14 protein-coding genes and 1 tRNA gene are annotated in these 12238 nt (G+C 65.0%); 5 read left to right on the top strand and 10 right to left on the bottom strand.

Features of this window, described 5'->3' with window-relative positions; all coding sequences use genetic code 11:
* Window positions 1-11: 11 nt before the first annotated feature.
* From CHB73_RS03835 to CHB73_RS03825, 3 genes are all read right to left on the bottom strand, one after another.
* Window positions 12-806 carry an ABC transporter permease gene (locus tag CHB73_RS03835; protein WP_179216932.1) on the bottom strand — a complete coding sequence of 265 codons (795 nt, stop codon included), beginning with the start codon at window positions 804-806 and terminating at the stop codon, window positions 12-14.
* 95 nt (window positions 807-901) lie between these two features.
* A complete protein-coding gene (locus tag CHB73_RS03830) occupies window positions 902-1903 on the bottom strand; it encodes an ABC transporter permease (RefSeq protein ID WP_089272308.1) in 1002 nt (333 codons plus the stop codon).
* 59 nt (window positions 1904-1962) lie between these two features.
* Window positions 1963-2868 (bottom strand): NAD(P)-dependent oxidoreductase, encoded by a 906-nt coding sequence (locus CHB73_RS03825; protein ID WP_089272306.1) that lies wholly within the window; start codon window positions 2866-2868, stop codon window positions 1963-1965.
* Window positions 2869-3058: 190 nt separating this feature from the next.
* On the opposite strand from CHB73_RS03825, the gene prxU reads away from it, so the two are divergent.
* From prxU to CHB73_RS03810, 3 genes are all read left to right on the top strand, one after another.
* Complete coding sequence (gene prxU / locus CHB73_RS03820) at window positions 3059-3778, top strand: thioredoxin-dependent peroxiredoxin (RefSeq protein WP_089272304.1); 720 nt, start codon at window positions 3059-3061, stop codon at window positions 3776-3778.
* A gap of 91 nt (window positions 3779-3869) precedes the next feature.
* Complete coding sequence (locus tag CHB73_RS03815; RefSeq protein WP_089272302.1) at window positions 3870-5066, top strand: TsoY family (seleno)protein; 1197 nt, start codon at window positions 3870-3872, stop codon at window positions 5064-5066.
* 117 nt (window positions 5067-5183) lie between these two features.
* Window positions 5184-6281, top strand: a complete 1098-nt coding sequence (locus tag CHB73_RS03810; RefSeq protein ID WP_089272300.1) for a glycerol dehydrogenase — start codon at window positions 5184-5186, stop codon at window positions 6279-6281.
* Window positions 6282-6383: 102 nt separating this feature from the next.
* Here the strand turns inward: CHB73_RS03810 and CHB73_RS03805 are convergent, their stop codons facing one another.
* Genes CHB73_RS03805 through CHB73_RS03795 form a run of 3 tightly spaced genes read right to left on the bottom strand, consistent with a single transcriptional unit; the run spans window position 6384 to window position 8630 of the window.
* Window positions 6384-7442 (bottom strand): glycosyltransferase family 2 protein, encoded by a 1059-nt coding sequence (locus CHB73_RS03805; RefSeq protein WP_235641506.1) that lies wholly within the window; start codon window positions 7440-7442, stop codon window positions 6384-6386.
* Window positions 7439-8428, bottom strand: coding sequence for an ATP-binding protein (locus CHB73_RS03800; protein WP_089272298.1), 990 nt, complete (start codon window positions 8426-8428; stop codon window positions 7439-7441). Before CHB73_RS03800 ends, CHB73_RS03805 begins: the two co-directional genes overlap by 4 nt.
* A gap of 4 nt (window positions 8429-8432) precedes the next feature.
* On the bottom strand, window positions 8433-8630 hold the full coding sequence (locus CHB73_RS03795; RefSeq protein ID WP_089272296.1) for a ubiquitin family protein: 198 nt from the start codon (window positions 8628-8630) through the stop codon (window positions 8433-8435).
* Window positions 8631-8811: 181 nt separating this feature from the next.
* Between CHB73_RS03795 and CHB73_RS03790 the strand changes: the two genes are divergently transcribed.
* On the top strand, window positions 8812-9183 hold the full coding sequence (locus tag CHB73_RS03790; protein ID WP_089272294.1) for a response regulator: 372 nt from the start codon (window positions 8812-8814) through the stop codon (window positions 9181-9183).
* Here the strand turns inward: CHB73_RS03790 and CHB73_RS03785 are convergent.
* A complete protein-coding gene (locus tag CHB73_RS03785) occupies window positions 9180-9905 on the bottom strand; it encodes a glycosyltransferase family 2 protein (protein ID WP_089272292.1) in 726 nt (241 codons plus the stop codon). The genes CHB73_RS03790 and CHB73_RS03785 overlap by 4 nt on opposite strands.
* 106 nt (window positions 9906-10011) lie before the next feature.
* On the opposite strand from CHB73_RS03785, the gene CHB73_RS03780 reads away from it, so the two are divergent.
* Window positions 10012-10088: transfer RNA gene (locus CHB73_RS03780), tRNA-Met, on the top strand.
* 6 nt (window positions 10089-10094) lie between these two features.
* Here CHB73_RS03780 and CHB73_RS17325 read toward each other — a convergent pair.
* From CHB73_RS17325 to CHB73_RS03770, 3 genes are all read right to left on the bottom strand, one after another.
* Window positions 10095-10526, bottom strand: a complete 432-nt coding sequence (locus tag CHB73_RS17325) for a hypothetical protein (RefSeq protein ID WP_407656597.1) — start codon at window positions 10524-10526, stop codon at window positions 10095-10097.
* 235 nt (window positions 10527-10761) lie between these two features.
* The gene (locus CHB73_RS16385) at window positions 10762-11061 is read right to left on the bottom strand and encodes a hypothetical protein (protein WP_143337305.1); all 300 of its coding nucleotides are present in this window, start codon (window positions 11059-11061) and stop codon (window positions 10762-10764) included.
* A gap of 4 nt (window positions 11062-11065) precedes the next feature.
* A partial coding sequence (locus CHB73_RS03770) for a VENN motif pre-toxin domain-containing protein (RefSeq protein WP_089272288.1) occupies window positions 11066-12238 on the bottom strand: 1173 nt, incomplete at its 5' end.

Raw genomic sequence — 12238 nt, 5'->3', positions numbered from 1 at the left:
GTCCACTCCCCTCAGCGCCTGAGGCGCGGGTCCAGAATGTCGCGCAGGCTTTCGCCCAGCAGGTTGTAGCCCAGCACCGTGAGCAGAATGGCCACGCCAGGGAACACCGAGAGCCAGGGCGCGATCTCCAGCACCTCCTTGCCGTCCATGAGCATATTGCCCCAGCTGGCGTCCGGGGGCTGCACGCCCAGGCCCAGGAAGGAGAGCGAGGACTCCACCAGGATGGCCCCGGCCACGCCCAGGGTGGCGGACACCAGCACCGGGGCCAGCGCGTTGGGCAGGATATGCCGGAGGATGATGCGCAAAGGCCCGGCCCCGGCGGCGCGCGCCGCCAGAACGTAGTCGCGGCCGCGCAGGGCCATGGCCTCGGCCCGCACCAGCCGCGCCACGCCCATCCAGGAGGTGAGGCCGATGACGGCCATGATGTTGGTCAGGTCCGGCTCCAGGAAGGCGATGACCGCGAGGATAAGAAAGAAGGACGGGAAGCAGAGCATGACGTCCACCCCGCGCATGATGAGCTCGTCCGCCAGCCTGCCGAAGTACCCGGCCACAAGCCCCAGGGCCAGGCCTATGGCCGTGGAGATGCCCACGGCCACAAAGCCCACCCACAAAGACACGCGCCCCCCGTGCAAAATGCGCGAGAGCACGTCGCGCCCGAGGGCGTCGGTGCCCAGCGGGTGCGCGAAGGACGGGGTGAGCAAAAGCGCGTCCACGTTGATGGCGTTGGGGTCGTACGGGGCTATCCACGGGGCCAGGAGCGCCGCCAAACTCATGCCGCCCACCAGCAGCAGGCCCAGGGCCAACATGCCATAGCGGGCCAGCCACGAGGGCGGAGCCAGGGGCTTGCGCTTGCGGGCGGCGGGACTGGCCTTGGCGCTGGCCTGTGGAACCACTGTGGCGTTCATTGCCCGCCTCCGTTGCGGACCCCGGCCCGGATGCGCGGGTCCGCCAGGCCGTAGCCCAGGTCGGCCAGCAGGTTGCCCAGAAGGGTGAGCACCGCGCCCAGCACCAGGCTGCCCATGATCAGCGGGTAGTCGCGGCTCATGACCGCCTGGTAGAAGAGCTGGCCCAGGCCCGGCAGGGCGAAGATGGACTCGATGATGACGCTGCCGCCGATGAGCCCCGGCACGGAGAGGCCCAAAAGCGTGATGACGGGCAAGAGCGCGTTGCGCATGGCGTGGCGGAAGATCACCACGCGCGCGGGCAGGCCCTTGGCGCGCGCCGTGAGGATGTAGTCCTGGCGCAGCACCTCCAACATGCTGGCGCGCATGAAGCGCGACATGCCCGCCAGGCTGCCGAAGGTGTACAGAAACACCGGCAGAACCAGATGCAGGGCGATGTCCCAGGCCTTGCCCCAAAAGGAAAGCTTTTCGAACCCCAAACTGGTGAGGCCGGAAATGGGCAGCACCGGCCAGACGATGCCCAGAAGCAGCATGAGCAAAAGCGCCAGCCAGAAGCCGGGCATGGCGAAGCCGATGAACACCACCACGGTGGAGATGCGGTCAAAGGCCCCGCCCTGCCGCCAGGCCGCGGCCACGCCGATGGGAATCGCCACGGCCAGGGTCAGAAAGAGCGAGACCACGTTCATGCCGAAGGTGAGCGGCAGACGCTCCTTGATCTTGTCCCACACGGGACGCGAGTCGCCGCTCATGGACCGGCCGAAGTCCAGCCTGGCCATGCGGCCGAGCCACTGCCCGTACTGCACGTGGATGGGCTGGTTCAGTCCGTAGAGCTTTTCCAGGCGCTCGCGGGCCACGGCCGAGGCGCCGGGATTCAGCGTGGTCTGCAGGTCCGTGGGCTTGCCCGGCGCAAGGTGGATGACCCAGAAGCTGATGACCGTGATGCCAAAGAGCACCACCGCCACCCAGGCCAGCTTCAGAAGTATCCGCGAAAGGATGCGCATTGCCCCTGCATACGCGAGGGCGGCCGCGGAAGCAATGCGTCAGCGCGGCCGCCCGCGCCTCATGCCCTGGCGGCCAGCTTCTCCAGCGCCAGGAAAAGGGCCTGGGTGCCGCTTTTGCCGTGTCCGGCCCTGGCCGCCTCGGCGTACAAACCCTCCACAAGGGCCAGGCCCGGCAGCGTAATCCCCATGCGCCGGGACTCCTCCAGGGCGATATCCATGTCCTTGATGAAATGTTCGATCATGAAGCCCGGCGCGAAGTCGCCCTTCAGAATGCGCGGGGCCAGGTTGTCCAGGCTCCAGCACCCCGCCGCGCCCTTGGAGATGGCCGCAAGCACGGCCTGGGGGTCGAGCCCCGCCCGTGTGGCGTAGAGCAGGCTCTCGCACACGCCGATCATGCTCCCGGCGATGACGATCTGGTTGCACATCTTGGTGTGCTGCCCCGCCCCGGCCGGACCCTGGTGCAGAATGATCCGCCCCATGCGCTCGAACAAGGGCCGCACCGCCGCAAAGGCTTCGGCCTCCCCGCCGACCATGATGGACAGGGCGGCGTTCTTTGCGCCCACGTCCCCGCCGGACACGGGCGCGTCCAGGGCGTGCGCGCCCCTGGCCCCGGCCGACTGAAAAATCTCCACGGCCAGGCTGGGGCTGGTGGTGGTCATGTCCACGGCGATGGTTCCGGGCTTCAAGCCCGCCAGCACGCCGTTGGCCTCGAAATACACGCGGCGCACATCGTCCGGGTAGCCGACGATGGTGAACACCACGTCGGAGGCCTCGGCCACGGCGCGGGGGCTCTCCGCCCAGGCGGCGCCCTTGTCCAGCAACGGCCGCGCCTTGGCCTCGGTGCGGTTGAACACCGTCGCCGGGTGGCCTGCGGCCATGAGGTGTCCGCACATGGACAGGCCCATGACGCCGGTGCCGATCCAGCCGATGCGGGTGCTTGTGGTTCCTGTGGGCGTCGGGTTCATGGAGGGCTCCTGTATGGTTGGGGCTGTGTGCTGCGTCGGACGCCCGCCGGGGCCGTCACGACAAGGCAAAAGGGAAAGGCCGCCAGCGCCTGGCACGACGGAAAGCATTCCAGACTTGACATCCGCGCGCAAGAAGGGTTTTATTGATGAGAATAATTCCTATTAAAACCCTCAACTTTGGAGGAACGCTATGGGAGAAGAATTGTCGGCCGCCTGTTCGCGGCCAGGCGTTGAAATCGAAGCGGAGCAAAAGCCCGCGCAGCCATCCTCCACACCACAACCGCAAGGAGAGCGTCCCATGATCCAAATCGGCAAGAAGGCGCCGGACTTCGCCGCCCCGGCCTATTTCAACGGCGCGTTCACCCAGGTCAGGCTGTCGAACTACCTCGGCAAGTGGGTGGTGCTCTGCTTCTACCCCGGCGACTTCACCTTCGTTTGAGCCACCGAGATCTCGGCGGTCGCCGAGATGCATCCCGAATTCGACAAGCTGGGAGTCCAGGTCCTTTCCATGAGCACGGACAGCATGTTCGTGCACAAGATGTGGGTGGACGACGAACTTTCCAAGATGGTCACCGCCAAGACCGTGCCCTTCCCCATGCTCACCGATGCGGGCGGAAACATCGGCAAGCTGTACGGAGTCTATGACGAAACCGGAGGCGTGGACGTGCGCGGCCGCTTCCTCATCGATCCCGACGGGGTGGTGCAGGCTTTTGAGGTGGTGGCCCCTCCCGTGGGGCGCAACGTCAAGGAGACGATCCGGGAGATCCAGGCCTTCCAGCTGGTTCGGGAGAGCAAGGGCGCAAACGCCACGCCGTCCGGCTGGCGGCCCGGCAAGCCGGTGCTGACCCCCGGCGTCGGCCTTGTGGGCAAGGTCTGGGAGCACTGGACCGTGGACAAGGCCTTCGACTAGCTGCGTACACAATGAAACAGGCGCGGCGTCTTTCGCGGACGCCGCGTCCCCCGGCCGCCCCAAACGGCCCAACCTGAAACACGAGGCGCGCATGGCTGCATCCACAACGACCGATCCAGACGGCTATTCCCCGCTCTACTTCCTGTCATCCCTTGGCGCGGGGGGGCTCGCGGTCACCTTTTTCATGTGGCTCATGCACTGGACTCCGCACCCCGGCAAAAGCGTCCCCGTCTTCGAGGACATCGCCAAAGCCTTCGAAGCCGGGGACCTGGCCATGCGCGCCATGCTGCTTCTGGCCGTGGCCGGAATCGTGTATTACGCCGTGCTCAACATCAAGCTGCTTGTCTGGAACCTGCAGCGCTACCGCGCCTGGAAAGGCGGCGGCGAGCACGCCAAGCTGATCGCCTCCAACGGCGAGACGCAGCTGCTGGCCCTGCCCCTGGCCCTGGGCATGAACGTCAACGTCTTGTTCATCCTCGGCCTGGTGCTGGTTCCGGGCCTGTGGAGCGTGGTCGAGTATCTGTTCCCGGCGGCCATCGTAGTGTTCCTGGCCATTGGGGTCATGGTTCTGCGGATGCTGGGGCGCTTCTATGTCCGGGTGCTGACTGCGGGCGGCTTCAACTGCGCGGCCAACAATTCCTTTGCCCAGGCCCTGCCCGCCTTCGCCCTGGCCATGGTGGGCGTCGGCCTTGCGGCCCCGGCCGGCCTGTCCTCCGTGGCCCCCATCTCCGGCGCCGGACTCGTCCTGTCCACGTTCTTCCTGGTCGCCACGGCGCTTACCGGGGCCACGGCGCTGCTGCTGGGCCTGCGCTCGCTTCTGGAACACGGGGCCGACATCGAGACCGCGCCCACGCTCTCCGTATTCATCCCGGTGCTGACCATCGTGGCCATCCTCAGCCTGCGGCAGGGCCACGGGCTGCACGAACACTTCGCCCTGGACAGCGGTGCGGGCGACCGGCTCATGGCGCTGTCGCAGTTTCTCTCCGCGCAACTGCTCTTCGGCCTGTTCGCGGGGGCCATCCTCAACAAACTGGGCTATGCGAAGCGGTTCGTCACCGGCCCGGAGAGTTCGCCGGGCTCCTACGCGCTGGTGTGTCCAGGCGTGGCCCTGGTGGTCATGCTGCAGTTCTGGCTCAACCGGGGTCTTGCGGACGCCGGACTGGTCGCGAAGTTCTCCTTCGCTTACTGGGCGCTTACAGCGCCCGGCCTGGCGCTTCAGTTCGCCACCATGTGGCTGGTATTCATGCTCAACCGCAAGCATTTCCGAAAACCGAAGCACGGGTGCTGAGGGCGCGCCAGGCCAGAACCCTTCCGAAGGGGCCGGGGAACCGCTTGTCATTCCACTGGCATGAGGCGTAAGGGGGGAAGAAACCCCCTGCCGCTTTGCGGCCAAAGGATGCCCGCCATGATCACCACCACCCTGTTCCCCGGCAGATACGTGCAGGGCGCGGGCGCGCTCTCCCGCCTGGGCGGCGAACTTGCCCGCCTGGGCGCGCGGCACCTGATCGTCTGCTCGCCCAGCCCTCTTGAAACGCTGCTGCCGCCCCTTCTGCCCGACCTTGAACAAAGCGGCCCCGTGCGCGTGGAGCGCTTCGGCCGCGAGTGCACCGATGCGGAAATCGACCGCCTGCTCGGCGTGGCGCGGGATTTCGAGGCCCAGACCATCACCGCCATGGGCGGCGGCAAGACGCTGGACGCGGCCAAGGCCGTGGCCGCGCGCGCGGGGCTGCCCGTGGCCGTGGTGCCCACCATCGCCTCCACGGACGCGCCCTGCAGTTCCGTGTGCGTGGTGTACGACCAGGACGGCGTGTTCAAGCGCGTGGACCTGCTGCCGCGCAACCCGGATCTGGTGCTGGTGGATACGGAGGTCATCGCCAAGGCCCCGCCGCGCTTCCTGGCCTCCGGCATGGGCGACGCCCTGGCCACCTGGTTCGAGGCCGAAAGCTGCCGGGTGGCGCGCGGCAAAAACATCGCCGGGGACCAGGGCTCCATGACCGCCAACGCCCTGGCCCGGCTCTGCTACGAGACCGTGCGCGACTGGGGCGGGCTGGCGCTCTCGGCCTGCGCTGCGGGCGTGGTCACTGCGGCGCTGGAGCGCGTGGTGGAGGCCAACACCCTGTTAAGCGGCCTGGGCTTCGAAAGCGGCGGTCTGGGCGCGGCCCACTCCATCCACAACGGGCTTACGGCGCTTTCTGGAACCCACGGCCTGTACCACGGCGAAAAGGTGGCCTTCGGGGTGCTGGCCTCGCTGTTCCTCACGGACAAGCCGCCCCAGGTCATCGACGAGGTGTACGCCCTGTGCGCGGCCCTTGGCCTGCCCACAACCTTCGCGGCGCTTGGCGTCGCCGGGGTTGCGGACGCGGAGTTGCTGCTGGTGGGCGAAAAGTCCTGCGCCGAGGGCGAAAGCATCCACAACGAGCCGGTGGACGTGAGCCCCGCGCGCGTGCTGGCCGCCCTCAAGGCCGCAGACGCGGAGGGAAGGCGACGCGGAAAAGATGCGTGAACCGCGCCTGGCCTCGCCGGAGCCGGGGAAGCCCTGTGCACCACGCTGCGGGGACCGAAGCGCACAAGAACGCACGCACGGAAGCGGGCATGTCTGCCCTCCTCACCCCATGGCCACGCAATCCAGCCCGGCCTGATACCCGCGTGCGGCCAGCCAGCCCACTATTTCCTCCCGCGCGCCGCGCGACCCCACGTTGACCAGGACGAAAGGCGAGTCGGGCGTGTGCGCCGGGGGGACGGCCTCGCGCCCGAACACGGGAACGCCGTGCACCGTCTGGCCCAGCTTGCGCGGGTCGATGTCCACGTAGCCCGTCACCGCGACGCCCAGTGCCACCAGCGGCGCAAGGCGCCTGCGGCTGGCCCTGCCCGCGCCCCAGGCCAGCACGCGCGGATGCCTCGGGTTATGCTGCTTCAGCCAGTCCAGCAGGTAGCGCGCCTTCACCCGCGCAAAGGCCTCTTCCGAGTATTCCGGCTGCGTGCGCGAAAGCCGCGTGGGCGGGTCGTTCCAGACGAGGATTTCCTCCCGCGCCTTGGCCATGCGCGCGCCCTGGCCCAGCCAGCGCAACCACTGCTCGTAGTCCTCTGGAAAGGGGTTGTGACCCAGGTTGGGGCGCGCCCCGCCGAAGCGCAAAAGCGCCTCGCGCCGATACATGACGGAGGGATGCGCCAGGGGCGACTCCACGAAGCGGTTCAGCGAGATGTCCTGGTGGGTCAGGAGGGTGTTCAGCCAGTCCACGTGCAGGGCGTAGCCCAGGCGCTGCGCCCTTTCGCCGCCGAAGCGCACCAGGCCGGACGCCAGGTCCAGCCGAGGCTCGGCCTCGAACAGGGCCATTTGCGCGGCCAGCCTGCCGGGCAGGCAGAAATCGTCAGCGTCCATGCGGGCGATGAGGGGCGCACGCGCGGCCTCCGCGGCGGCGTTGCCAGCAAGGGCCACGCCCTGGTGCGGCAGGCGCAGGGGGCGAATGCGGGCATCGCGCGCGGCGAAAGCGCACAGGATGTCCCAGGTGCCGTCCGTACTGCCGTCGTCAACCGCAATGAGTTCGAAGTCCGGCATGGTCTGGGACAGCACGCTCTCCAGGGCCGCGGGCAACGTCTGCGCCGCGTTATGGCAGGGCATGGCCACGCTGACGCGCGGGGTCGGCGTCGGCGAGGCGTTGGTCACGCTTCGACCCTGAATGCAGGGTCGCCTTCGGTCCGTTCCTGGCCTCCGGCGTGCCCGCCGGACTGCAAGGACGGGTCGGCGGCGCGGCGCTCGGCCACGGTGAGCGCAAGTCGGCACACGCCGCAGATCTCCGCGCTGGTGGGCGAACCGCAGCGCGCGCAGGGGGCCAGGGGCAGGCCCGCCTCCTGCTCCAGCCGGGCGAAGGCCGGTCGGCCATTTTTAAGGAACCCGTCGTAAAAGGCAATTTTTGCGCCGGGGCTGGTGTGCTCCAAGTCGGCCCAAAGGCGCTTGTGCCCGGTAAAGCTGGCCTTGCCGCTGTAGGGGCAAGGCGCGGCGTGGATATCGATGCCGTTCAGGAAGGCGTAGCAGGCGGTTTCGTATTCCGTCAGCCGGTACAACGGCTTGATTTTCCTGGCGAAGCCGTTCTCCGCCGGAAGGCAAGGCCCCTGGTCCGAGAGGTAGGAGGCGTCCCAGCGCAGGGTGTTGGCGAAAAGCCGCGCCACCTCGTCATCCAGGTTGTGGCCCGTAGCCAGCACCTGGAAGCCTTCCGTGAGGGCGACGCGATTGAACCAGTGGCGCTTGATCTTGCCGCAGGCCGAGCACACAGGGCGGTTCACGTAGCGTTTCACGTCCGGGATGGGCAGCCCCTCTTTCTCCAGCTCCACCACGCGCAAGTCCAGGCCGTGGCGCTGGCAGAACCCCTGCACCTTGGCCCGCGCGGCCGGGGAGGACGCCGGGATGCCCAGGTCCACATGCAAGCCGGTGACATCGTGCCCCAAGCGGGCAAGCTCAAGCATCAGGCTGAGCGAGTCCTTGCCGCCGGAGAGCGCCACCAGCACGCGTTCGCCGGGTTCGATCATGTGGTGGCGGCGGATGGCCTTTTCCACCTGCCCGGTGAAGAAGGCGGAAAAGCACTCGCGGCAGAAGGCCGTGTTGTGGCTCGGCAGGGGAATTTCCGCTTGGGCCTTGCATTTGCGGCATTTCATGCGCCTACCCCCGGCTGATGACCTTGCGGACGGTTATGGCGTCGCCGTCTTCCAGGCGGCGGTCGGGCGTGAGCAGTTCCCCGCCACGGATGACCAGGGCGTCGTTGACGCGCAGGCCCAGGCGCTTTTGCAGCATGAGCACGGTGTTGTGCCGTTCAAGGGTGAGGGTCTCGCCATCGGGTTCCAGGGTGACGGTGATCATGTGGCTCCTTTGGTCTGCGCGGCCGGGCCGCCGCGCCCTTTCTGGTGCCCGGCTCCGGCGCGGCTTGTCAAGCCGAAGAGGCCGCCCGGTCCGTGCGGATGCATAATTGTGTTGACCGCGCGGGAAAACGGCATATACCGTTCAAAGTAAGAGAAGCCCTTCCCCCCAGAGGAGCATCGTTATGAGCAGTCCGAAGATTCTTGTAATCGACGATGAAAAGCACATCCGGATGCTGTACCAGGAGGAGCTCGAGGACGAGGGCTACACCGTCGCCACTTCCGATGGCGATGAGCCCGTGCTTGCGCTTATGGAGCGCGAGGCCCCGCAGGTGGTGATACTGGACATCCGGCTCGGTCCGGACCGTTGCGGCCTGGACCTGCTGCAAGAGATACGAAGCCGCACGGAGCACGTGCCGGTCATCCTCTCCACGGCCTACGACACCTTCCAGCACGACCTCAAGAGCATCGCCGCGGATTATTACGTGGTCAAGTCCGTGGACCTCTCGGAGCTGAAGGCGAAGGTGCGGCAGGCGCTCAAGGCCCCGGCGGCCTAGCGGTTCTTCTCGCGGATCTCGTAGTTGAAATGGCGGTCCTGCAGCCAGCGCACGCCCAGCAGATCGCGCACGCCGGCCACGGCGCGCTCCCAGTTGCCGTATTTGGACACGCCCATGTGGCGCTCGCGGTGGTTCACGGGCATCTCGGCCACGCTCGCGCCCTCAAGCTTCATGAGGGTGGGCAGGTAGCGGTGCATCCCCTTGAAGCGCGGGATGCGCAAGAGCACGTCACGGCGCATGATCTTGAGGGAGCAGCCGGTGTCGCGCACGCTTTCGCGGGTAATGCGGTTTCGTATGGCGTTGGCGATTTTCGAGGCGTAGCGCTTGCTGGCGGTATCCTGCCGTTTTTTGCGCCAGCCTATGGCCATGCCATAGCCCTGGTCGAAGAGGGCGAGCATCGCCGGTATGTCGGCGGGATCGTTCTGCAGGTCCGCGTCCATGGTGACCACGATGGGGAAGGCGGCCTGGTCGAACCCGGCGCAGAAGGCGGCGGACTGGCCGCGGTTCTTGGTGAAGGCTATGTAGCGGACCTCCGCGTTCTCCGCAGCCAGGCGCTTGAGCACGCCGAGGCTTGCATCGGAACTGCCGTCGTCCACAAAGACGACTTCCCATTCCCTGTTGAGGGGGCGCATGGCCCGGGCGATTTCGTCGAAGAGTACGGGCAGGTTGTCCTGTTCGTTGTACACGGGGATGACGATGGAGACGCTTTGGGTGTTCGGCATGGGCGGGGTATAGGAAATTTCCTGGTCCGTGTAAATAAGCGTTGACAGCTCCGCCGCGGGAGACTACATACCCCTTCTCGACGCGGGGAACGCCGCATCGACGTGTCGCGGGGTGGAGCAGTACGGTAGCTCGTCGGGCTCATAACCCGAAGGTCGTAGGTTCAAATCCTGCCCCCGCTACCAAGAAGATCAAGGGCTTAGAGTCGAAAGGACTTTAAGCCCTTTTTCTTTTGCTACCCTATTGCTACCCACCAGAAAAATGCACCTCTGTGGGGGGAGGCCTGGGCTTGACTCTGCTCGGATTTCGCGCGGACAATCGCATCCAAGCTGGGCAGCCCAGTTGCTGTATGTCTTTGTGAGTCCATCGACTGGGTGGCTGATAAAATTCTTAACCGCCGCCAAGCTGCCGTCAATAGTCTGGTTATAGCGCTCGTATTCCGCCTTCTTGGACGTGACGCCCACCACTGCCCCAAGCGCGCCGCTGGCGGCATCCTTGCCATCCGCAGCGGCCATGGCACCGCCAAGGGCGGCGTGGGCGATCTTGTGGGTCACGTAGTCCAGATCGCCAGCCTTGGCGGCCGCGCCAATCTCATTGGCGGCTTTCGCCCCCAGGGCATCCACCGCCGCGCCGCGCAGGCCGTCGAGCAGATTCTGGCCCAGGTCGCCGCCATAGAGGGGCGCGGTGAATCGTTATTCGGCTTTCAAAGAACAAAAGCCCCGGCGGGGCCGGGCTGGAGCATTGTTGCACGAGCCAGATGTTGTAGTGCCAAGTGAATACTTGAGTCTTTACGTCGTGTTGATCAACCATCTGTAAATTGATACTTGACACAAATCCTTGGACATCACTAACGGGGCCTTATTTGCTACAGTACATATAGTAACGACTTGTTGCCCTGAGTGCATCTTCAGACAATTCAGGATGCAGAATTGCCATCCTCTCGTAAACTCGCTCTCCAGCGGTGATTAGGTCGCACACATCCCAATCAATATTTGTTTCGAAAGCTTCACTAGTCACCTTGTCAATGTAGCCGATAATTGTTTCTGCATGGCGCTCCCCAAACTCTTGAATTATTGCTGCTCTGTCAGATTTTGGAAATACATCCGGCCAATTCCTATAGATGATTATGGCCTTACTGTAGTCGATTCTCTTTTCCATTTCCCTACCTCTTGAATATAACAACTTCTGCCTGTGTCTTCGGGTCAATTCTTATGATCCGAGTAACATTTTTGTTCGCTTTCAGCGTAGGAAGTTCGACGGTATTCCATATGCTCTCTGGCCTTACAGAGTCCCCCAAGATTACCTTGACATCACCTTTCGCATTCTCTGCAAATGCCTTTGATGCTTCCTTCCAAATCTGCTGTACTGACAAGTCGCTGGGGACATAGTCTGGCATTATGCCCTTCGCTACATTTTCAAGAGTCTTCCCACCGTTTTTTATCGCATACTGTGCGGCGATCTGTTCGCCTTTCTCTCCCAACCCAGACCAAAACACCGCTTCATCCGTTTTTGTCGCAAGCTGGGCCAGCTTGTTTGCTTGGGATGCAGCAGCCTCGCTTGCAGCAACGGTCACACGTTCAGCCTGCCGCAACTCCACGGCAGTTTCCCGCAGGACTTTAATCTTTTTGACGCAATCAGCTGGCAGGTCAATGCCTACAACTGCAATACCACCTACAATCTTGGCGCGGGTGGATTCGTCCAGTTCGTTCCAATTTCTGCTTACTACCTGACCTGTGGAGTCATCAAGGTATGTGATCGTGGCACCGAGCTTTTCGGTAAGGCCAGACAACAGGCCCAGAACCTTCTTTGTCTCCTCGGGGTATTTCTCCGAGGACAGCGCGACAGCGCGCTCCACTCCACCGGCAATGGCCTGGCTGAGTGGGTCTTCACCTCTGCCAATCTGCTCCAGGGCTTGCCCGACATCACTCTTTCCGATCGCGACGAGGTAGGCCAGCTTAATGAGGTTGATGACTGTTTTATAGGCATTGTTTTCCGCCGCGTTCCCGCCTGTCTGCGCGGCTGTGCTTACATCCATACCTGCGGCGGCGGCGGTGAGACCTGCAGTGAGTTTGGAGAGATTGACGCCACGGTCTATCCACTCCTGTACCTTGTCCGGCCCAATCTCTCCGGTGCGGATCGCTTTTTCCAACGAGGCGCGTAACGCCTGCGCCGCCACCTCCCCCACCACTGCCCCAAGCGCGCCGCTGGCGGCGTCCTTGCCATCCGCAGCGGCCATGGCCCCGCCAAGGGCGGCGTGGGCGATCTTGTGGGTCACGTAGTCCAGATCGCCAGCCTTGGCGGCCGCGCCAATCTCATTGGCGGCTTTCGCCCCCAG

Origin of the sequence: Humidesulfovibrio mexicanus, from assembly GCF_900188225.1 — a bacterium.
Classification (GTDB): Bacteria; Desulfobacterota; Desulfovibrionia; order Desulfovibrionales; family Desulfovibrionaceae; genus Humidesulfovibrio; species Humidesulfovibrio mexicanus.
This window is presented reverse-complemented; position numbering and strand designations above follow the sequence as displayed.